Source organism: Brevundimonas vesicularis, assembly GCF_032067225.1.
Classification (GTDB): Bacteria; Pseudomonadota; Alphaproteobacteria; order Caulobacterales; family Caulobacteraceae; genus Brevundimonas; species Brevundimonas vesicularis_F.
The window spans coordinates 15,162-33,658 of record NZ_DAMBJX010000002.1 but is presented as its reverse complement, the minus strand read 5'-3'; the positions used below and the strand labels follow the sequence as shown (position 1 = coordinate 33,658).

At 67.7% G+C, this 18,497-nt stretch carries 22 protein-coding genes and 1 tRNA gene; 15 read left to right on the top strand and 8 right to left on the bottom strand.

Going from position 1 to position 18,497, the window contains the following annotated elements; genetic code table 11:
- Positions 1 to 47: 47 nt before the first annotated feature.
- From ftsH to RT123_RS00725, 4 genes are all read left to right on the top strand, one after another.
- A complete protein-coding gene (ftsH, locus tag RT123_RS00740; RefSeq protein WP_055753954.1) occupies positions 48 to 2,003 on the top strand; it encodes an ATP-dependent zinc metalloprotease FtsH in 1,956 nt (651 codons plus the stop codon).
- Between the two features lie 280 nt (positions 2,004 to 2,283).
- The gene (locus RT123_RS00735) at positions 2,284 to 3,501 is read left to right on the top strand and encodes an acyltransferase family protein (RefSeq protein ID WP_313007036.1); all 1,218 of its coding nucleotides are present in this window, start codon (positions 2,284 to 2,286) and stop codon (positions 3,499 to 3,501) included.
- 64 nt (positions 3,502 to 3,565) lie between these two features.
- On the top strand, positions 3,566 to 4,219 hold the full coding sequence (locus RT123_RS00730) for a hypothetical protein (protein WP_313007033.1): 654 nt from the start codon (positions 3,566 to 3,568) through the stop codon (positions 4,217 to 4,219).
- Between the two features lie 3 nt (positions 4,220 to 4,222).
- Complete coding sequence (locus tag RT123_RS00725; RefSeq protein WP_055753957.1) at positions 4,223 to 4,519, top strand: winged helix-turn-helix domain-containing protein; 297 nt, start codon at positions 4,223 to 4,225, stop codon at positions 4,517 to 4,519.
- On the opposite strand, the gene RT123_RS00720 is transcribed toward RT123_RS00725, so the two are convergent.
- Positions 4,516 to 4,929 carry a GreA/GreB family elongation factor gene (locus RT123_RS00720; RefSeq protein ID WP_313007031.1) on the bottom strand — a complete coding sequence of 138 codons (414 nt, stop codon included), beginning with the start codon at positions 4,927 to 4,929 and terminating at the stop codon, positions 4,516 to 4,518. The genes RT123_RS00725 and RT123_RS00720 overlap by 4 nt on opposite strands.
- 202 nt (positions 4,930 to 5,131) lie before the next feature.
- Between RT123_RS00720 and folP the strand changes: the two genes are divergently transcribed.
- The 5 genes from folP to RT123_RS00695 all read left to right on the top strand — a co-directional run bounded on the left by folP (position 5,132) and on the right by RT123_RS00695 (position 8,144).
- Positions 5,132 to 5,968, top strand: coding sequence for a dihydropteroate synthase (gene folP, locus RT123_RS00715; RefSeq protein ID WP_313007029.1), 837 nt, complete (start codon positions 5,132 to 5,134; stop codon positions 5,966 to 5,968).
- Positions 5,969 to 6,031: 63 nt separating this feature from the next.
- Positions 6,032 to 6,388 (top strand): DMT family protein, encoded by a 357-nt coding sequence (locus tag RT123_RS00710; protein ID WP_055806433.1) that lies wholly within the window; start codon positions 6,032 to 6,034, stop codon positions 6,386 to 6,388.
- A gap of 42 nt (positions 6,389 to 6,430) precedes the next feature.
- Positions 6,431 to 6,775: a DMT family transporter gene (locus RT123_RS00705; RefSeq protein WP_159846381.1), complete on the top strand. Its 345-nt coding sequence runs from the start codon at positions 6,431 to 6,433 to the stop codon at positions 6,773 to 6,775.
- Complete coding sequence (gene thiD / locus RT123_RS00700; RefSeq protein ID WP_313007015.1) at positions 6,772 to 7,572, top strand: bifunctional hydroxymethylpyrimidine kinase/phosphomethylpyrimidine kinase; 801 nt, start codon at positions 6,772 to 6,774, stop codon at positions 7,570 to 7,572. Before RT123_RS00705 ends, thiD begins: the two co-directional genes overlap by 4 nt.
- Entirely contained in the window at positions 7,569 to 8,144 is a 576-nt protein-coding gene (locus tag RT123_RS00695) for a nucleotidyltransferase family protein (RefSeq protein ID WP_313007013.1), read from the top strand. The genes thiD and RT123_RS00695 overlap by 4 nt, the downstream gene beginning before the upstream one ends.
- Here RT123_RS00695 and RT123_RS00690 read toward each other — a convergent pair.
- A complete protein-coding gene (locus RT123_RS00690; protein ID WP_055753964.1) occupies positions 8,141 to 8,530 on the bottom strand; it encodes a DUF983 domain-containing protein in 390 nt (129 codons plus the stop codon). The two genes, RT123_RS00695 and RT123_RS00690, sit on opposite strands and share 4 nt — an antisense overlap.
- Positions 8,531 to 8,653: 123 nt before the next feature.
- Between RT123_RS00690 and RT123_RS00685 the strand changes: the two genes are divergently transcribed.
- Positions 8,654 to 11,503 (top strand): hypothetical protein, encoded by a 2,850-nt coding sequence (locus RT123_RS00685; RefSeq protein WP_313007009.1) that lies wholly within the window; start codon positions 8,654 to 8,656, stop codon positions 11,501 to 11,503.
- 78 nt (positions 11,504 to 11,581) lie between these two features.
- Here RT123_RS00685 and RT123_RS00680 read toward each other — a convergent pair whose 3' ends face one another.
- The 3 genes from RT123_RS00680 to RT123_RS00670 form a co-directional block, all read right to left on the bottom strand.
- Positions 11,582 to 11,860 (bottom strand): HU family DNA-binding protein, encoded by a 279-nt coding sequence (locus RT123_RS00680; RefSeq protein ID WP_017506838.1) that lies wholly within the window; start codon positions 11,858 to 11,860, stop codon positions 11,582 to 11,584.
- 114 nt (positions 11,861 to 11,974) lie between these two features.
- The gene (gene fliP / locus RT123_RS00675) at positions 11,975 to 12,787 is read right to left on the bottom strand and encodes a flagellar type III secretion system pore protein FliP (RefSeq protein WP_313007006.1); all 813 of its coding nucleotides are present in this window, start codon (positions 12,785 to 12,787) and stop codon (positions 11,975 to 11,977) included.
- The gene (locus RT123_RS00670; protein WP_313007004.1) at positions 12,784 to 13,074 is read right to left on the bottom strand and encodes a flagellar biosynthetic protein FliO; all 291 of its coding nucleotides are present in this window, start codon (positions 13,072 to 13,074) and stop codon (positions 12,784 to 12,786) included. Before RT123_RS00670 ends, fliP begins: the two co-directional genes overlap by 4 nt.
- A gap of 145 nt (positions 13,075 to 13,219) precedes the next feature.
- Here RT123_RS00670 and flgB point away from each other — a divergent pair, with 145 nt between their 5' ends.
- Genes flgB through RT123_RS00655 form a run of 3 tightly spaced genes read left to right on the top strand, consistent with a single transcriptional unit; the run spans position 13,220 to position 14,382 of the window.
- Positions 13,220 to 13,624 (top strand): flagellar basal body rod protein FlgB, encoded by a 405-nt coding sequence (gene flgB, locus RT123_RS00665; protein ID WP_017506835.1) that lies wholly within the window; start codon positions 13,220 to 13,222, stop codon positions 13,622 to 13,624.
- A 25-nt stretch (positions 13,625 to 13,649) separates the two neighbouring features.
- Positions 13,650 to 14,069 (top strand): flagellar basal body rod protein FlgC, encoded by a 420-nt coding sequence (flgC, locus tag RT123_RS00660; protein ID WP_369796239.1) that lies wholly within the window; start codon positions 13,650 to 13,652, stop codon positions 14,067 to 14,069.
- A gap of 10 nt (positions 14,070 to 14,079) precedes the next feature.
- A complete protein-coding gene (locus RT123_RS00655; RefSeq protein ID WP_045809720.1) occupies positions 14,080 to 14,382 on the top strand; it encodes a flagellar hook-basal body complex protein FliE in 303 nt (100 codons plus the stop codon).
- A 7-nt stretch (positions 14,383 to 14,389) separates the two neighbouring features.
- Here RT123_RS00655 and RT123_RS00650 read toward each other — a convergent pair whose 3' ends face one another.
- The 3 genes from RT123_RS00650 to RT123_RS00640 all read right to left on the bottom strand — a co-directional run bounded on the left by RT123_RS00650 (position 14,390) and on the right by RT123_RS00640 (position 17,274).
- The gene (locus tag RT123_RS00650; RefSeq protein ID WP_313007001.1) at positions 14,390 to 14,932 is read right to left on the bottom strand and encodes a polysaccharide biosynthesis/export family protein; all 543 of its coding nucleotides are present in this window, start codon (positions 14,930 to 14,932) and stop codon (positions 14,390 to 14,392) included.
- 50 nt (positions 14,933 to 14,982) lie between these two features.
- Positions 14,983 to 16,314, bottom strand: coding sequence for an FAD/NAD(P)-binding protein (locus tag RT123_RS00645; protein WP_313006999.1), 1,332 nt, complete (start codon positions 16,312 to 16,314; stop codon positions 14,983 to 14,985).
- 99 nt (positions 16,315 to 16,413) lie between these two features.
- A complete protein-coding gene (locus RT123_RS00640) occupies positions 16,414 to 17,274 on the bottom strand; it encodes a WecB/TagA/CpsF family glycosyltransferase (RefSeq protein ID WP_313006997.1) in 861 nt (286 codons plus the stop codon).
- A gap of 224 nt (positions 17,275 to 17,498) precedes the next feature.
- On the opposite strand from RT123_RS00640, the gene RT123_RS00635 reads away from it, so the two are divergent.
- Together RT123_RS00635 and RT123_RS00630 are read left to right on the top strand one after the other, a co-directional pair.
- Positions 17,499 to 17,585: transfer RNA gene (locus RT123_RS00635), tRNA-Leu, on the top strand.
- 145 nt (positions 17,586 to 17,730) lie between these two features.
- Entirely contained in the window at positions 17,731 to 18,345 is a 615-nt protein-coding gene (locus RT123_RS00630; protein ID WP_313006995.1) for a ribonuclease D, read from the top strand.
- Positions 18,346 to 18,497: the final 152 nt, after the last annotated feature.

Sequence of the window (18,497 nt, the reverse complement as noted above, 5' to 3'; positions counted from 1 at the left end):
ATCCAGACCGTCGATCCCACCCGGGTCGCGGACGACCGAGGACCTCAATGAACCTGCGTAATCTGGCGATCACCGGCGTGATCATTCTGGCGTTGCTGGCGGGCTATGCGGCGCTGTCGCAGGGCGGCGCCATGAACGGCGTGACGGGCCAGCCGGCCGGCAAGCCCGAGGCCATCAGCTATTCCCAGCTGGTGCAGCGCGTGAACGCGGGCGAGGTCAAACAGGTGACCATTCGCCTGGACAAGGTGAACGGCGAGCTGAAGAACGGCGAACGATTCACCTCCACCACCGTCTACCCGAACGAACAGCTGGTGGCCCAGATGCTGGCCGCCAACGTCGAGATCGACGCCAAGTCGGGCGGCCAGTCGATCTGGATGAGCCTGCTGCTGGGCATCCTGCCGATCGCGCTGCTGATCGGGGTGTGGATCTTCTTCATGCGCCAGATGCAGGGCGGGGCGAAGGGGGCCATGGGCTTCGGCAAGTCCAAGGCCAAGCTGCTGACCGAACACAAGGGACGCAAGACCTTCGACGACGTCGCCGGCGTGGACGAGGCCAAGGACGAACTGCAGGAGGTCGTCGATTTCCTGAAGGATCCGGGCAAGTTCCAGCGTCTGGGCGGCAAGATTCCCAAGGGCGCCCTGCTGGTCGGCCCTCCCGGCACCGGCAAGACGCTGCTGGCGCGCGCGGTCGCGGGGGAGGCGGGCGTGCCCTTCTTCTCGATCTCGGGTTCGGACTTCGTCGAGATGTTCGTCGGCGTCGGCGCGTCGCGGGTTCGCGACATGTTCGAGCAGGCCAAGAAGAATGCGCCCTGCATCATCTTCATCGACGAGATCGACGCCGTGGGTCGCCACCGGGGCGCAGGCCTGGGCGGCGGCAATGACGAGCGCGAACAGACGCTGAACCAGCTGCTGGTCGAGATGGACGGCTTCGAGGCGTCCGAGAACATCATCCTGATCGCCGCGACCAACCGTCCCGACGTGCTGGACCCGGCCCTGCTGCGTCCCGGCCGTTTCGACCGCCAGGTGGTGGTGCCCAATCCGGACGTCTCGGGCCGCGAACGCATCCTGCGCGTCCACATGAAGGATGTGCCCCTGGCCGCCGACGTCAACGTCAAGACGATCGCGCGCGGCACGCCCGGCTTCTCGGGCGCCGACCTGGCCAATCTGGTCAACGAGGCGGCCCTGACGGCGGCGCGCAAGGACCGTCGCATGGTCACCCACCGCGACTTCGAAGACGCCAAGGACAAGGTGCTGATGGGCTCCGAACGTCGCTCCATGGCGATGAACGAGGAAGAAAAGCGCCTGACCGCCTATCACGAGGCCGGTCACGCCATCGTCGCCATGAACGTCAAGATGGCTGACCCGGTCCACAAAGCGACCATCGTCCCGCGTGGCCGGGCGCTGGGCATGGTGATGCAGTTGCCGGAAGGCGACCGCTATTCGATGAAATATCAGCAGATGATCGACCGGATCGCCATCATGGCGGGCGGCCGCGTCGCCGAGGAGCTGATCTTCGGGCCGGAAAACATCACCTCGGGCGCCAGCTCGGATATCGAACAGGCGACCAAACTGGCCCGCGCCATGGTCACCCGCTGGGGCTTCTCCGATAAGCTGGGCACGGTGGCCTACGGCGAGAACCAGGAAGAGGTCTTCCTGGGCCACTCGGTCGCCCGCAGCCAGAACATCTCCGAAGAGACGGCGCGCACCATCGACGAGGAAGTCCGTCGTCTGGTGACCTCGGGCTGGGACGAGGCCCGCACCATCCTGACCACCAAGGCCGAGGATCACGAGAAACTGTCTCAGGCCCTGCTGGAATACGAGACCCTGTCGGGTGAGGAGATCAAGGACCTGCTGGAGAAGGGCGTCGCGCCGAACCGCGACGAGAACAACTTCCCCAACGCCGGGCCTTCGGTCTCGGTGCCGGTGACGCCGGTGTCGGACGGCACAGACATCGAGGTCCCGGTCGCCGCCCCGGCCGCGACCAGCGTGCCGACGGTTCACTGAACCCAGGCTTGATCTGAAGATGGACCCGTCGGGAGAGCGATCTCCCGGCGGGTTTTTCTTTTGGGACGACGCCCTCTCTCTCTCTCTACTCTACGTCGTCATCCTCGGGCCCGACCCGAGGATCGGCTGCGGATCGGGCTCTGCGGCGCCTTTGACGAAATGCGGCGCACGACCCGGCCCTCGGGTCGAGCCCGAGGGTGACGACGTGGTCGTGACGAACAAGTTTGCATTACAGACCAGTCTGTGAGATGTGGCGACCTCAATCTAAGGAGGGGTCGTCATGTCGGCATTTGAAACGCGTCAAGCCGAGCGTCTGCACGGGCTCGACGCGCTGCGGGCGGGTGCGCTGTTGCTGGGCGTCGTGCTGCACGCCAGTCTGTCCTTCGTCCCGCAGCAGATCTGGATCGTGGCGGACGACAGCCGGTCGATCGGCGCCGCCTGGCTATTCTTCGCCATTCATCTGTTTCGCATGACGGCCTTTTTCTTCATCGCGGGTCTGTTCGCCCATAGGATGCTGGCGCGGCGGGGCTGGGTCGCCTTCGCCAAGGATCGGGTGGTGCGGATCGCCGGGCCGCTGGCGGCCTTCTGGTTTCCGGTCATGGCGGGGATCGTTACGGCCCTGGTCTGGAACGCTCATGCCAATGGTCTGGTGACGCCCGGCGCGCCGCCGCCACCGCCACCGACGTATGACTGGACCAACTTTCCGCTGACCCACCTGTGGTTTCTGTGGGTGCTGACGCTCTTCTACGCCGTCGTCCTGATCGTGCGGGCCGTGCTCGGCGTGCTGGATCGCGCGGGGCGAGCGGGTCCGGTCGTGGACAGGATGATCGGCGCGCTGATCGGCCCGTGGACGCCTGCCGTGCTTGCCGCTCCGCTCGCCCTGGCGCTGTGGCTGGATCCAACGTGGATCGCCTTCTTTGCCGTGCCGACGCCGGACGCGGGCGTGATCCCGAACACCTCCGCCCTGGTCGGGTTCGGCCTCGCCTTCGGCCTGGGGTTCGCGCTGGACCGGCGGCGTGATCTGCTGGACCGGATCGCCAAATGGTCGCCGCTGTTCCTGTGCGTGGCGCTGATTTCGGGCGTGACGGCCTATATCCTTGCGGGCGGCCCGAACATCACGCCGATGGGCGATCCGACGGGCGGCAAGGCCTTGGCCGCCGCCGTCACGGCGGTCGCCGTCTATGCCTCGGCCCTGGCGGCCATGGGACTGTGCCTGCGCTTCGCCTCGGGCCACAGTGCGGTTCGGCGCTACCTCTCCGACGCCTCCTACTGGATCTATATCGTGCATCTGCCGCTGGTCATGCTGGCCCAGGTCTGGGTGCAGGATTGGGCCGGGCCGTGGTGGGTAAAGCTGATCGGCGTGTCGGCGGGCGTCTTCGCCGTGTGCCTGGCGTCCTACGAACTGCTGATCCGCCACAGCTTCATGGGGCGGTGGCTGAATGGCCGGCGCGTGCCGTGGCGCAACCGGCCTGCGCCTGCGCTGATCCCCGCCGAATAATTTGCAAACCCTTCCGGCGGCGTCCATCCGAGGGACGCGCCCGTCGCACAGGAATCACACAGCGATGTCCGACAAGTCCCGCACCGGCCCCGAGGCCGATCTGGCCTTCATGAAGGCCATTGTTCAGGGCGGCAATAATCCCAGGGCGACCCTGACGCTGGGCGTCGCCTATCTGGCGGGCGGTCTGCTCTACGGTCTGCAATGCCTGTTCCATATCGGTCAGGTGTGGGGGATCGTGCGCTGGCCGCCTCTGGGTAATCTCAGCTTCGTGGTGGCCATCACGGTCGCCTTTCTTGTCGTCCTGACCTGGGCCGTGCGTGAGGACCGCAAGACGGGAACGGCCGGCCCCATCGTCACCCGCACACTGAATGCGGCGTTCAGCGGCGCGGGCATGGCCAATCTGGCGATCATCATCGTGTTCGGCGTGGGGGCCCGCCGCGATCAGGACTTCGCGGTCTGGCTCTACTATCCGGCGATGATCTTCGCGCTGCAGTCGGCGGCCTGGTTCGTGGCCTACAGTCTGAAGAAGAAGCCATGGATGCTGGCGACGTCGTTGGGCGGCTGGCTCACGGCGGTCGCGCTGGGCGTGCTGGTGCGTGACACGATGATCTATCTCTACGTCTGCACCCTCGCCCTGTTCGTGCTGTTCGCAGGGCCGGGTTGGATCATGACGCGTGCGGCGCTAAAGGCCCGCGCCATCGATGCGGACGCCGGCTGATCCATGGGACTGGACGCGCTCGGCAAGATCGACGAGGTCATCCACGGCCGGATGCGGCTGGGGATCATGGTCTATCTGGCCGACGCCGAGGCCGCCGACTTCACCGAGCTGAAGACCGTGCTGGAGGCGACGCAGGGCAATCTGTCGGTCCACATCAAGAAGCTGGAGGAGGCGGGATACGTTGCCGTGGCCAAGAGCTTCGTGAACAACAAGCCCCTGACCCGCGTGTCCATCACCCCCGCCGGCCGCAAGGCCTTCGCCGCCTATCTGGAAGCGCTGGGCGGTCTGATCGGGCGCTAGTCGCCGCCAAGGATTTCCGGATCCTCGACCATGACCGGCGTCAGGCTGCGCGCGGCGCCGGAGGGGTCGGTCCAGGCGATGGTGTGGCCTTCGATCAGGCCGATCAGACCCGCACCCACATGTGACAGGACTGAGACCTTGCCCGCATCGATGTCGGCGTCTGCGGGCAGGACGATCTGGATGCGGCGCGGATCAGACGCGCGGCCGTCGATATAGTGCAGCCAACGGTCCAGGGGCACGGCGCCCTTGGGAAGGTCGCCCGGTTCGCAGATGACGGCGCGCTCCAGTTCCTCCTGAAGCATTCCCGCCACGCCGTCGCCGGGCATGTCGCCGACCAGGCGCGACAGGGTATCGTGGTCCTGTGCGCTGAGAAAGATGTCGGGGCGGAGGGGCAGAGTGGATTTGGTCATGGCGGGCTCGCAGACGGCGTGGGACGCCGCACGCGCGTGGCGTCGTGCGGCGTCGAAAAGGAATGGGGTTCAGATCGATGCCCGGAACGGGGCGAAGGGCGCGCGGCCGTTCCGGGTCAGTCGCCTGCGACGAGGCGTCCCGCGTGGGAAAGGCGTCGAGCCTGGCTGACGAAATGCGCGATCACGGTTACAGGCTGGTCCCATGGCCCATGAAAGTCAAACCGCGCGGACGGCCGCCTTGTCGCAGGTGATGGGCATCGTCAATGTGACGCCCGACAGCTTCTCGGACGGGGGGCGATGGGCCTCGACTGAAGGCGCGATCGATCAGGCCATGCGGCTGGTCGAGGACGGGGCCGATGTGCTCGATATCGGCGGGGAGAGCACCCGGCCGGGGGCCGAGCCGGTGGGCGAGGCCGAGGAGATCGAGCGGGTCACGCCGGTCATCGCCGGCGTCCGCGCGCGGTGGGGCGGGGCGATCAGCATCGACACGATGAAGCCCGCCGTCGCGCGCGCCGCCGTCGCGGCCGGGGCGACGATGTGGAACGACGTGACGGCGCTGAGCCACGCGCCCGACAGTGCGGCGGTTGCGGCCGAACTGGGGTGCGACGTGGTGCTGATGCACATGCGGGGCGAACCCCGCACGATGCAGGCGGACCCGCGCTATGACGATGTGGTGGTCGAAGTGCGGGACTATCTGCGCGGGCGGGCCGAGGCGGCGATGGCGGCGGGCGTGGCGCGCGAGCGGATCTGGCTGGATCCCGGCATCGGGTTCGGCAAGACGCTGGCGCATAACATGGCGCTGACGGCGCGGTTGGACGCGCTGGTCGATCTGGGCTTTCCGGTGCTGTACGCCGCCAGTCGCAAGCGCACGATCCAGGCCATCGATGCGACGGCGGTCGCGGCAACCGATCGGCTGGGCGGGTCACTGGCCCTGGCGCTGGAAGGCGCGCGGCGCGGGGCGCGGATGGTGCGGGTCCACGACGTGCGCGAGACGGTGCAGGCGCTGAGGGTTCAGGCGGCGGTGACGGCGGCGGATTGAAGGCCCGCGACGGACGGTCGCAGCCGGTGTAGAGGGCAGGTCTGCAACAGCCCTGATCTGCCCATGCCCCTGACCGCCTATATCGCCCCCATCGTCATGTTGTGCCTGTCGAACGTCTTCATGACCTTCGCCTGGTACGGCCATCTGAAGTTCGATCACAAGCCGCTGTGGCTGCTGGTCATGGCCAGCTGGGGCATCGCCTTCTTCGAATACTGGCTGGCGGTGCCGGCCAACCGCATCGGCATCCAGGTCTATTCGCCGGCCGAACTGAAGACGATGCAGGAGGTGATCACCTTGTTGGTCTTCGCCGGCTTTTCGGTCCTGTATCTGGGGGAGAAGCTGACGGTAAACCATCTGGTCGGCTTCGCCTTCATCGCGCTTGGGGCCTTCTTCATCTTCAAGGGGCCGCTGGGCGGCTGATCGCGGCTTGCTCCGGACCGCGGCCTGTTCCATCTGGTCGCCATGTCCTGGGTGATGTCGATCAATCCGTGGGCGACGCTGGTCGTCGCCGGTCTGCTAGAGGTCCTGTGGGCCTCGGGCCTCAAGAATGTGGGCGTCAGCCGGCCGTGGACCTCGCTGGGGGTGCTGGTCGCGCTGGCGGGCAGCATGGTGCTGTTGTGGGTCGCCACGCAGAAGCTGCCGATCGGCACGGCCTATGCGGTCTGGACCGGCATCGGGGCGGTGGGCGCGGCGGTAGTCGGCATCCTGGTCTATGGCGAGCCGGCGACGGCGGTGCGAGCGGTGTGCATCCTGCTGATCGTGGCGGGCATTGTCGGGCTGAAACTGTTTTCGGGAGCGGCGGCATGAGCGCGCTTCATCAAGGACGCGTCTTGATCCTGGCAGGGTCGGACTCGGGCGGCGGCGCGGGCATCCAGGCCGACATCAAGGCCGTGACGATGATGGGCGGGTTCGCCGCCACCGCCATTACGGCCATCACGGTGCAGAACACCCTGGGGGTTCACGGGGTCCATCCGCTGCCGCTGGATCTGATCGCAGCACAGGCGCGGGCGGTGATGGAGGACATTGGGACCGACGCGGTCAAGACCGGCATGCTGGGCTCGGTCGAGGTGGTCGAGACGGTCGCCGCCCTGCTGGACGAGGCGGACGCCCCGGCGGTGGTCGACCCGGTCATGGTGGCCAAGGGCGGCCATCCCCTGTTGCCCGATGCGGCGGTCGAGGCGGTGAAGCGCCTGATGATCCCGCGCGCGGCCCTGCTGACGCCCAATGCGCCAGAGGCCGAGGCCCTGACGGGCTTTGCGGTCCACGACCTGGACGGCCAGAGACGGGCGGGCGAGGCCTTGCTGGCCATGGGGGCGCGGGCGGTGCTGATGAAGGGCGGTCACGTGTCGGGGCCGACGGTGATCGACCTGCTGATGACTGCAGACGGCGAGACGGTGCTGGAGGCCGAGCGGGTCGACACCCGCCACACCCACGGCACCGGCTGCACGCTTGCAAGTGCGTGTGCGGCCGGGCTGGCGCTGGGGCGGCCGCTGGAGGTCGCTGTGGCCGAAGCCTGGGCCTATGTCGGCGAGGCGATCCGCCGGGCGCCGGGCCTGGGCGGCGGACACGGGCCGCTGGACCACGGCTGGCCGGTGCGGGGATGAGCGAGCTAGAGGCGGACCTGACCGCCATCGTGCGCGCCGATCCCGGTCTGATGCACGTCCTGACGACCGTCCGGGCGCTGGACCTGCCCGATTGGCGGCTGGTGTCGGGGGCGGTCTATCAGGCCGTGTGGAACGCCAGGACAGGGCGGCCGGCGGGCTATGGGGTCAAGGACTACGACCTGGCCTATTTCAACGCGTCGGACCTGTCCTACGAGGCCGAGGACGTCGTGATCAAACGCGTCGCCGCCGCCTTCGACGAGCCGTTCCGCAGCCAGGTCGAGGTCCGCAACCAGGCGCGGGTGCATCTGTGGTTCCAAAACCGGTTCGGCGAACCCTATGCGCCGTTGCACTCGACGGATGAGGCGCTGGGGCGGTTCGTGGCGCCGACCTTTGCGATCGGGGTGCGACTGGAGGCGGACGACAGCCTCAGCGTCGCCGCGCCTTTCGGGCTGGACGACGTGTTCGCAATGACGATCCGGCCCAATCCGAACCGGCCGGTGGCCAGGGGCTGGGCCAAGGCCGTCGACAGCGCGCGGGCGCGCTGGCCCGAGCTGACGGTGATCGACCCCTAGAAAGGCCCGTGCTTGCCGTTCGAGGAGAACTCGGGCGGCGCGGCCTTATGGACATATTGCTCGGCGACCAGCCAGGCCTTGAAGGGGCGCAGGCAGCCCAGGCACAGGGCGACCAGGATCGGCAGGGTCACGACCAGATGCACCCAGATCGGCGGGTGGACGGTGAAGTCGAACACCATCAGCAGGATCATCCCCACCACCCCGACGGCCGTCATGACGAAGAAGGCCGGGCCGTCCGCCGGATCGGCGAAGGCGTAGCTGAGCCCGCACTCCGGACATTCCGTCTGTAGCGTCAGGTAGCCTTTGAACAGCGGTCCCTTGCCGCAGCGGGGGCAGCGACAGGCCAGGCCGGTCTTCAGGGTGCTGAGGCGAGGATAATCGGTCATGGGACGACTATGAGCGCTTAATACGGCGCTGTCGCGTGGACCGGTTGTCCTAACGCCATCCATCATCACGGTGAACGGCGGTTAACCGCGATTAAAGGCCTTATGCGGCATGGGTCGGGAGATATGTCCGGGGCCTCGCCGACAAAGCGCATCCTGAAGACGACCGTGGCCGCCGCCACGGCCGGCGCCGTCGTGTTCGCGCCGATGGCGCCGCTGGCCCAGGAAGTCGGCCGGTCGCGCGATCCGCTGTCCATCAATATCGGCGCCAACGCCGAGTTCACGCGGGTTGAGTTCGGCGGTGTGATCGGGGTGCGCTCGCGGATCAGCCGCGAGGGCGACAAGGTCGTCGTTCGGCTGGGGACCACCGCTGCGCCCGACGTCTCGCGATTGAAGGTCGATCCGCCGGCCGGGGTGAAGTCGGTCGAGACGCGGCCGAGCCGGGGCGCGGGCGGCACGGACCTGATCCTGACGCTGGAACAGGGTGCGGATGCGCGCTCGGGCGTAGCGGACGGGGCGGTTTGGCTGAACCTCTATGCGCCCGGCAAGGCGCCGGAGGGCGGCGACGCCGCCGCGCCGCAGACGACCAAGGCCGTGGTGCCGGTGCGGGCCGAGACGGCCGGCGGTAAGACTGTCCTGACCTTCGACTGGGGCGCGCCGGTGGGGGCGGCCGTCTTCCGCCGTGGCGATGCCGTATGGGTCGTGTTCGACACTGCCGCCCGCATGGATATGAGCGGGGCCAAGGCGCTGGGATCGGCCAAGAACGCCCAGTGGGCGGCCGGGCCGGGCTATACGGCTTTGAGGATCGCCGAACCCGAGGGGCTGGGCGTCTCGGCGCAGGGGCAGGGCGGGACCTGGACCGTGACCCTGGGCGGCCCAGACGGTGCGGCGGGCGGGGTCGAGGTCGGCCGGTCCGACGACGGCGCGCCGGTGCTGGTGGCGCAGATGGCCGGGGCGACCAAGGCGGTCTGGCTGACCGATCCGCTGGTCGGGGACCGGTTCGCGGCGGTGACGGCCCTGGCGCCCGGCAAGGGTTACGCCGGCGGACGGCGCACGGTCGATCTGAGCCTGATCCCGACGGCGCAGGGTCTGGCGGTCGAGACGGCGGCTGACGACCTGAAGATCGAGGCGGCGGGCGATCTGGTGACGCTGAGCCGGCCCAAGGGGCTGGCCTTGTCGTCGCCGACGGCCGGACTGGAGACGGGCGACCACAATGCGGATGCGCCCAAACGGGCGGCCTATCCGGCGCTGATCGACGAGGCCTGGGCCGCGACGGGCGAGGCGGGATTCTCGGACCGCTATCGCCGGCTGCAGGATGCGGCCGGGCTAGAGACGATCGCGGCGGCCGACAATCCGCGCGCGCCGATCGAGGCGCGGATGGCGCTCGCCCGGTTCCTGGTCGGGTCGGGCCTGAACTATGAGGCCATCGGGGTGCTGAACGCCCTGATCGCCAAGGCGCCGAACCTGCAAGGCGAGCCCGAAGTGCGCGGCCTGCGCGGCGTGGCGCGCGTCGGCGTCGGGCGTCTGGAGGAGGCCCAGGTTGATTTCGCGGGCGCCGCCCTGGCCAACGATCCGGCGACCAAGGTCTGGCTGGGCTATATCGCCTCGGAAATGGGCGACTGGGAGGGGGCGCGTCGCAACTTCGCCGCCGGCGCCCCGGCCATCGACAGCTTCCCCAAGGAATGGCGCGCGCGGTTCGGCGCGGCCCACGCCATGGCCGCGATCCAGTTGAACGATCTCGCCGCCGCCCAGCAGCTGTTGGCCTATGTGTTCAGCCAGGATGCGCCGGCGGTCGATCAACTGACCGCACGTCTGGTGCAGGCGCGGATGTTCGAGCTGAACGGCGACAAGAGCCGGGCGCTGGCGGTCTACAAGGCCGTGGCGCGCGCGCCGCTGGACGGGATCGCGACGCCGGCGAAACTGGGCGCCATCAGTCTGGAGCTGGACAAGGGCGCGATCACGCCGGATCAGGCGACGGCCCAGCTGGAACAGCTGAAATGGCGCTGGCGCGGGGATGCGACCGAGATGGCGGTCGTGCGCAAACTGTCGGGCATCTATCTGCAGCAGGGGCGATATCGCGAGGCGCTAGACGCCCTGCGCGGGGCCGGCAAGCGGATGGCGGGCGTGCCGGGCGCAGCCGAGGTGCAGGCGGATCAGGCCAACGCCTTCCGCGCCCTGTTCCTGGACGGGGCGGCGGACGGTTTGCAGCCGGTGCAGGCGCTGGCGCTGTTCTATGACTTCCGCGAACTGACGCCGATCGGGGCGGACGGCGACGAGATGGTGCGGCGTCTGTCGCGGCGTCTGATCGACGTGGACCTGCTGGATCAGGCCGCCGAACTGCTGAAGCACCAGGTGGACGAGCGTCTGGACGGAGTGGCCAAGGCCCAGGTCGCGACCAATCTGGCCACCGTCTACCTGATGGACCGCCAGCCGGAGAAGGCGTTGCAGGCCATCTGGGGCTCGCGCACCACCCTGCTGCCCAATGCGATGAACAGCGAGCGCCGGGCGCTGGAGGCGCGCGCCCTGATGGATCTGGGCCGGTTCGACCATGCGCTGGAGGTTCTGGACCGGGATCAGTCGAACCCGGCGCGCGAGGTGCGGGCCGACATCTTCTGGAAGCAGCAGAAGTGGGGCGAGGCGGCGCCAATCTATGAGGCGCGGCTGGGCGATCGCTACAAGACCGCGACCACGCCGCTGACGCCGGCCGAGGAAAGCTGGCTGATCCGGGCGGGCGTCGGCTATTCGCTGGCGGGCGATCGGGCCGCGCTGCAGCGGCTGAGCGGGCGCTTTGGGCCGATGGTTCCCGGCGCGAGGTCGGCGGCGGCGCTGCGGGTCGCGCTGGACGACAATCTTTCGGGCGTGGCGGGGACGGGCGACTTCGCCAATCTGTCCAGCCAGGCCGACACCTTCGTCGGCTGGGTCAACAGCGCCAAACAGGCGTTCAGAAAAGAAGCCGACGCGAAGAGCGCCGCCTGAAATTGAAACGGGCGGAGATCGCATCGCGACCCCCGCCCGTCGAGCATTGCCGGTCCTGCATCGCAGGACCGAAAAGGCTTAGCCGTTGACGGCGTCCTTCAGCGGCTTGGAGACGCGGAAGCGCACGGCCTTGGAGGCGGCGATCTTGATGGTCGCGCCGGTAGCCGGGTTGCGGCCTTCGCGCTCAGCGCGGTCGGCGGTGTCGAAGACGCCCAGGTTCGAGATGCGGATGTCGCCGCCCGACTTCAGGGTCGAGTGGATGTTTTCGACGATCGCGGTCAGCACCTTGCCGGCGTCGGCCTGCGAAACACCAGCGTCTTTGGCGACGGCGGCGATCAGTTCGGCTTGAGTGGTCATAAGAAGCGTTTCCAGTGTTAGTCGCCCGATTCCGAGCGAGGACCGGGGGATCAACACGGATTTCCATACGCTTTGCAAGCGCCGATGACGCTTAAAGCCATATGGGGCGGGGGATTATCCGGTCCCGGACGCCCGCTGGAAGCTCTCGACCAGGCTTCCGGCGACCAGTCGCCAGCCGTCCACCAGCACGAAGAAGATCAACTTAAAGGGGAGGGAAACCACCACCGGAGGGAGCATCATCATGCCCATGGACATCAGCACGCTGGCCACCACCAGATCGATCACAAGGAACGGAACGAAAAGGAGAAATCCGATTTCGAAGGCCTTCTTCAGCTCGCTTATCATGAAGGCCGGGGTGACCACACGCAGGGGCAGGTCCTGGACGTTCTGGGGCGGGTCGTTCTTTGAGAGACGGGTGAACAGGGCGAGGTCCCCGCGGTCCACCTGGGCCAGCATGAAGGTTTTTACGGGTTCGGACGCCTGATCGAAGGCCTGGGGCAGTTCGATCTGCTGATCCATCAGCGGACGAATGCCCGAATCATAGGCGTCCTGCCAGGTCGGAGCCATGACGATGGCGCTCAGGAACAGCGACAGAGACACCAAGACGGCGTTCGGCGGCGACTGTTGCAGGCCCAGCGCCGTGCGCAGCAGCGACAGGACCACGATGATCCGCACGAAGCTGGTGGTCATGATGACGATGGACGGCGCCAAGGACAGGACGGTCATCAGACCGACCAGCTGGACCACGCGCTGGGTCAGGCCGGCGCCGGTGCCCAGATCAATGTTCAGGGCCGACCCGCTTTGCGCCGCCTGCTGAGCCAGGGCCGCGACGGGCCAGGCCAGGCAGACCAGAGTGGTGAACAACGACAGCAAGGCCGCGCGTTTAAGCTCGGCGCAGGTCGGCTTGACGAAGACGGCGGGCTTCACTGGCCGCCTCCTATTTTGCCGACAGGGGGCTGACGCGGCTCGATCAGTTCACGGCCTTCGCCCAGCAGGATCAGCCGTTCCTCGTCGTCGACGCGGACCAGAACGAGACGACGGGCGGGGTCCAGCACCAGGGTCTCGACGACCTGAAGCCGGCGCTCGCCGCGCTCAGCGTTCAGCCGGGCCAGGATTTGCGGCGCATAGCGGCGCGCAGCCCAGGCCGCGATCCCGATCAGGCCGAGGGTGAAGGCCAGGCCGAAGACCGCCCGGGCGAGATCGAGGAAATTCATGACGCTGCAAAGGCCCCGCGCAGTCCGCGCTCAGGCCGCGAATGTTAACCACCACGGTTAACGACCCGTTGAGATAACCCCCTATTAACCATCCAGGCGGCATTTTCTGCCCATCGCGCGCATTCGCGTCGCACGGGAGACCGCCATGGGCGTCGCCGACATACCGCTGCTGGGGCAGATCAAGGGCCGGCTGGGCTGGCTGGACGCGCGCCAGCGGGTCATCGCCGAGAACGTCGCCAACGCCGATACGCCGGGCTTCGTCGGGCGCGACCTCAAACAGCCGACCGACTTCGCCGCCGCCATGCGCTCGGGCGGGGGGCTGCAGATGGTGCGCACCAATGCGGCCCATATCGCGCCGGCCGGTTCACCGGTGCGGTTCGCCCCGACCAAGGCGCCCGATTCGGAAACTACCCTGGACGGCAATTCGGTGGTGGTCGAAGAGCAGATGCTGAAGATGGCCGAGAGCCGCATGGCCTATGACGCCGCCATCGGCTTCTACCAGAAATCCATGTCCATGATCCGCATGGCCGCCAAGCGGCCGGGCGCCTGAGCCGATGGCCGAGAAGGACTGACCCATGCCTGATCCCATCCCCCCTTCGAACAGCGCCATGGCGGTGGCGGCCTCGGCCCTGAAGGCGCAGCAGTCGCGCATGCGCGTGATCGCCGAGAACATCGCCAACGCCCAGTCGACGGCGCGCACGCCGGGCGGCGAGCCCTATCGCCGCCAGATCCCGGTCTTCCAGGCGCGCGAGGTCGATGGGGCGACCGGCGTCACCCTGGCCGAGGTCCGGCCCGACCAGGGCGACTTCAAGATGGACTATGACCCGTCGCACCCGGCCGCGAACGCGCAGGGCTATGTGATGCGGCCCAATGTCGATACCCTGGTCGAGGCGATGGACATGCGCGAGGCGCAGCGCGCCTATGAGGCCAATCTGAACGTCATCGAGACGGCGCGGTCGATGGACAGCCGCACCCTCGACATCATCAAACGCTGAGGACTAGGCCATGAATCCGATGATGGCCGCAAAGGCCTATGCCGCCGTCCAGGGCGGCGCCATGCCGACCGCAGCCCAGGCGCCCGGCGTCGGGGACGGCGGCTTCGCCGACCTGGTCAAGAACGCCATGACCGACATGACCCAGCAATCGCGCGCGGCCGAAACCCAGATGACCCGCTCGGTCCAGGGCCAGGGCAATCTGATCGATGTGGTCACGGCGCTGAGCTCGGCCGAGGCGTCGCTGGAAACGGTGATCTCGGTCCGCGATCAGGTGATTTCCGCCTATAAGGAAATCATGGCGATGCCGATCTGACAGCGGGTCAGAAGTAGCGTTCGCCGATCCGCAAAGTGTCGCCGGGCGAAACACGCGCATCGGCGGTCAGCGGCTGGGCTTCTTCGACCTGTGATCCGGCGCGACGCACGAAGACGCGGCGCGTGTTGGCGCGATAGGTGAAGCCTTGGGCCGTCGCCACGGCGTTCAGCACCGCCAGGTCCGGCAGATAGGGGTATTCTCCCGGCCGATTGACCTCGCCCAGGATGTAGATCGGCCGATAGGCCAGGACCTGGGCGGTTACGCGCGGCTGGTTCAGATAGCCCTGGCTCAAGGCTTGAGCGACGGCGTCCTGAAGCTGGGCGCCCGTCAAGCCGGCAGCCTGAACCTCGCCGATCAGGGGTAAGGCGATCCGGCCGTTGGCGTCGATCACGAAGTCGCCGCCCAGCGCCGCCTCGCCGAAGACGTCGATGCGCACCTTGTCTGCGGAGGCGAGGCGATAGTCCGATACGCTCTGAGGCGCAAAGGCCGTCAGGCCCAGCGACAGGATCGCGACCAGCAGGCCGATGCCTCTTCTTGCCCCCACTGTCATCGCCCCCGATCGATCCGGGTGTGAAGGCTAAACGTGTCGGTTGTTTCGGTCTAGAGGCGGTCCGACAGGATACGGGCGGCGAGATCGCGGGCCTGGCCGCGCAGGTCGGGCACGGCCGTCATCTCCCAAAAGGCGCCGCGCGTCAGGGGGCCGATGGCGTGAAGGCCCCGCGCGGGGGCGCCCGCCCCGTCCAGCAGGCCGCCCTCGTCATCGACCTGCAGGCCCAGGCCCAAGGGGTCGGGGCGACCGTAACCCTTGTCCAGGATGTCGCGGATCATCGGCTCGGTGCTCTTGGAGATCACGCCCAGCGGCCCGGTGCAGTTCACGACCAGGTCGAACCGCTCCTTGATGGCGCGCTTTTTTCCGCGTGGACGCCACGAGACCTCGATGACGTCGGTCGCCTTCAGCTCGGTCAGCTTGCCGGCCAGGATCGTCAGCTCGCCGCCAGCCAGCATGGAATGGATGTCGCGCGCCGGGCCGGGCGACAGGCGGTGGCGATGCACATCCCACAGGGGGCGCAGATGGCGCAGAAAGCGGCTGCGCTCCACCCGCGACCAGCCGCGCCAGATGTCGCGCGCGGAATGGCGCAGGCGGTCGAACACGGCGCGCCAATCGGCCTCGGCTGTCGCGGCGCGGATCTGACGCAGGATTTCGGCGGGGCTGCCCGAAAACGCGCCGACATAGGGCGTGGGCGGGGCAGTCGCGTGGGCGCGGGGCAAAAGCCCGTGACGCGACAGGGCGGTCAGGCGGCGTCCGGGCCGGCGCAGGGTGATGGCCGCATCCACCATCGTCAGGCCCGACCCGATCAGCAGGACGTTGCGGGCGTCGCGCGCCGTCTGAGGTTCGAACCGCCAGGGGTTTTCGACATAGGCGGGGGAGGCGCGCACCGCGTCCTCGACGCCGGGGGGCGAGGCGGGCTCCAGATTGCCTAGCGCCAGCACGACCTGATCGGCCGCGACCTCTCCGTCGCTGGTCACGATACGCCAGCCGTCGTCCTGGCGATCGATGGACTGAGCCTCGGCGCCGATCAGGTTCAGTCGGTCGGGAGCGTCGTCCAGCGCCTCGTCCAGCAGGGCTTGAAGATAGTCGCCGTAGACGCCGCGGGTGATGAAGCCGTCCTGGGCGCGCCACGACGGCTGTTCGGCCAACCAGTCGGCGAGGTGACTGGGCTGGTCGGGAAAGGCGCTCATATTGTCCAGGCGGACGTTCAGCAGATGGCCGGGATTGCCGGTGTCGTAGGCGGTGCCGGGACCGAAAACGCCGCGCCGCTCGATCAGGGTGACGCGCACGTCGCGCGAGGCCTTCAGCAGATTAACGGCGGTCAGCAGGCCGCTGAAACCCGCGCCGACGATGGCGACATGCGGTCCATTCTGCTGCGGCACGCGCACCCCCGTTTTCCATTTCCGTCGCTGTCGATAACACGCGGCGATCCAGAGGGATCATGGCGATAAATATCTATCTGACCAGTAGGAATAACGTGATCAGCGGTTGCGACCCCTGGCCTTGCGGATGTCGCGCACCGCCAGCGGGAGGAGGGTCCAGGGCTCGACGCAGTAGCGGACGAACAGCCGTTTGGGATCATGCAGCAGGCGATAGGCCCATTCGATGCCGGCGCGTCCCATCCAGCGCGGGGCTGCGCTTTGAACCCCCGCCTCATAGTCGAAGGCGGCGCCGACCGACAGGATGACGCAATCGGGCAGGCGCTCGAAGTTTTCAGCGATCCATAGCTCCTGGCGCGGCATCCCCATGCCGACGAACAGGATATGGGGCTGGAAGGCCGTGATCCGATCCAGGACGGCGGCGTTCTCGGACGAACCGGGGCGGGCGTCGAAGAAGCCATGGTGGATGGCGATGTCGACGTCGGGATAGCGGAGCTTCAGCCGCCGGGCCGCCTCGTCGCCGACGCCGGGCGCGCCGCCGACGGACAGGACGCGCCAGCCCTCGCGGTTCGCCACACTCCAGAAATGGTCGCGCCAATCCAGATAGGTGCAGCGATGAAAGCCCCGGCTGTGCAGGCCCAGGACGCGCGAAAAGGCCAGAAGCGGCGTCGAATCGACCTCGATCAGATCGGCTCTGTCGTAGAAGGCGGCGAGTTCAGGCCGCTTCTGCATCAGGTACAGGCTGTGAAGATTGTGATTGGCGATCAGGTTCTTTGCCCCCTGTCGCACCGCCTGCTGAATATGGTGCAGCACCTCTTCCGGCTTCACCAGATCCATCGGTTGCCCCAGGATCGTGACCCGCTCGCGGGCGCGGCGGTTCTGGCGGAACGGCGCGCGCGGCCGGGCGCGGCGCTCAGTGGCGAAGCGCTCTGGCGCAGAGGGGCTTAGAGACGGGTCCGCCATCAGGCGCTTGTAGGCGACCTGGCCTCAAGACGGGGTTAGAAAACAGGCTTAGCGCCCATTAAGTCGCCGCCGAACGCGGATCGAAAAGTCCGTGCGGCCACGCTTGCCGCGCTGCGTGCGCAAGAAATCTCGCAAAGGCGAAAAATCCTTGTTGACCCCGCCCGGAGCCTCCCTTAGAGGTCCGCGCCTTCCCGATGGAAACGCCGCAAGGCGCTGCCGACGGGGCCCAGATGGCGGAATTGGTAGACGCGCTGGCTTCAGGTGCCAGTGGCTTAACGGCCGTGGAGGTTCGAGTCCTCTTCTGGGCACCATTTTTCAGAAAGCGTCGCACCGAACGGTGCGGCGCTTTCTTTGTTTTGGCCTATCGCCTCGCGCGCGCCGCCCCGCTGCTTGAGGCCCGTTCGTGGTTGAGCTTGCCCGTTTCGCGCGCCGCGTTCGCCGTGTAAGAGCCTGAGCATGACCGTTTACCTGCATGAGGGCGACCTGCCCGACGATCTGGACCTGGGGTCCGAGGTCGCCATCGATTCCGAGACCATGGGCCTGCGTTTTCGCCGCGATCCGCTGTGCGTGGTGCAGCTGTCGTCGGGCGACGGAAACGCCCATGTCGTGCGGCTGAACCGGCCGGCCTATGACTGTCCGAACCTGAAGCGGGTGCTGAGCGATCCGGCGGTGACCAAGATCTTCCACTTCGGCCGGTTCGACATCGGCATGTTCCTGCTGCACCTCGGCGTCGAGACGCGACCGGTCTACTGCACCAAGATCGCTTCCAAGCTGGCGCGCACCTATACCGACCGGCACGGGCTGAAGGATGTGGTGCGCGAGACGGTGGGCGCGGACCTGTCCAAGGCGCAGCAGTCCTCGGACTGGGGCGCCGAGACGCTGAGCCAGGCGCAACTGGACTATGCGGCGTCGGACGTCCTGTATCTGCATGCGGCCAAGGCCAAGCTGGATATGATGCTGGCACGCGAAGGGCGAACCGAACTGGCCGCTGAATGTTTCGACTTCCTGCCGACGCGGTCGGCGCTCGACCTGGCCGGCTGGGACGAGACCGACATCTTCGCCCACAGCTGAGGCGCGCTTGACCGAACACGGCGAACAGTCCCGCATCGAGGCCGACGAGGCCAGGGTCGCCCTGGCCGGCGCGCGCTGGCGCGCGCGCTCGCGGCGGGTGAAGCTTTATCGCCGCGTCCTGCCGATCGTCATCCTGGTGCTGGCGGGCGGCG

Excerpts from the sequence above, each read along its gene's own strand:
- RT123_RS00680 (WP_017506838.1), bottom strand. The coding sequence starts at position 11,860 with ATGACCACTCAAGCCGAACTGATCGCCGCCGTCGCCAAAGACGCTGGT.
- RT123_RS00655 (WP_045809720.1), top strand. The coding sequence starts at position 14,080 with ATGAATCCGATGATGGCCGCAAAGGCCTATGCCGCCGTCCAGGGCGGC.
- flgB (WP_017506835.1), top strand. The coding sequence starts at position 13,220 with ATGGGCGTCGCCGACATACCGCTGCTGGGGCAGATCAAGGGCCGGCTG.
- ftsH (WP_055753954.1), top strand. The coding sequence starts at position 48 with ATGAACCTGCGTAATCTGGCGATCACCGGCGTGATCATTCTGGCGTTG.
- RT123_RS00685 (WP_313007009.1), top strand. The coding sequence starts at position 8,654 with ATGTCCGGGGCCTCGCCGACAAAGCGCATCCTGAAGACGACCGTGGCC.
- RT123_RS00695 (WP_313007013.1), top strand. The coding sequence starts at position 7,569 with ATGAGCGAGCTAGAGGCGGACCTGACCGCCATCGTGCGCGCCGATCCC.
- RT123_RS00650 (WP_313007001.1), bottom strand. The coding sequence starts at position 14,932 with ATGACAGTGGGGGCAAGAAGAGGCATCGGCCTGCTGGTCGCGATCCTG.
- RT123_RS00720 (WP_313007031.1), bottom strand. The coding sequence starts at position 4,929 with ATGACCAAATCCACTCTGCCCCTCCGCCCCGACATCTTTCTCAGCGCA.
- RT123_RS00670 (WP_313007004.1), bottom strand. The coding sequence starts at position 13,074 with ATGAATTTCCTCGATCTCGCCCGGGCGGTCTTCGGCCTGGCCTTCACC.
- RT123_RS00690 (WP_055753964.1), bottom strand. The coding sequence starts at position 8,530 with ATGACCGATTATCCTCGCCTCAGCACCCTGAAGACCGGCCTGGCCTGT.
- folP (WP_313007029.1), top strand. The coding sequence starts at position 5,132 with ATGGCCCATGAAAGTCAAACCGCGCGGACGGCCGCCTTGTCGCAGGTG.
- flgC (WP_369796239.1), top strand. The coding sequence starts at position 13,650 with ATGCCTGATCCCATCCCCCCTTCGAACAGCGCCATGGCGGTGGCGGCC.
- RT123_RS00705 (WP_159846381.1), top strand. The coding sequence starts at position 6,431 with ATGTCCTGGGTGATGTCGATCAATCCGTGGGCGACGCTGGTCGTCGCC.
- RT123_RS00710 (WP_055806433.1), top strand. The coding sequence starts at position 6,032 with ATGCCCCTGACCGCCTATATCGCCCCCATCGTCATGTTGTGCCTGTCG.
- RT123_RS00725 (WP_055753957.1), top strand. The coding sequence starts at position 4,223 with ATGGGACTGGACGCGCTCGGCAAGATCGACGAGGTCATCCACGGCCGG.
- RT123_RS00730 (WP_313007033.1), top strand. The coding sequence starts at position 3,566 with ATGTCCGACAAGTCCCGCACCGGCCCCGAGGCCGATCTGGCCTTCATG.
- RT123_RS00630 (WP_313006995.1), top strand. The coding sequence starts at position 17,731 with ATGACCGTTTACCTGCATGAGGGCGACCTGCCCGACGATCTGGACCTG.
- RT123_RS00640 (WP_313006997.1), bottom strand. The coding sequence starts at position 17,274 with ATGGCGGACCCGTCTCTAAGCCCCTCTGCGCCAGAGCGCTTCGCCACT.
- thiD (WP_313007015.1), top strand. The coding sequence starts at position 6,772 with ATGAGCGCGCTTCATCAAGGACGCGTCTTGATCCTGGCAGGGTCGGAC.
- RT123_RS00735 (WP_313007036.1), top strand. The coding sequence starts at position 2,284 with ATGTCGGCATTTGAAACGCGTCAAGCCGAGCGTCTGCACGGGCTCGAC.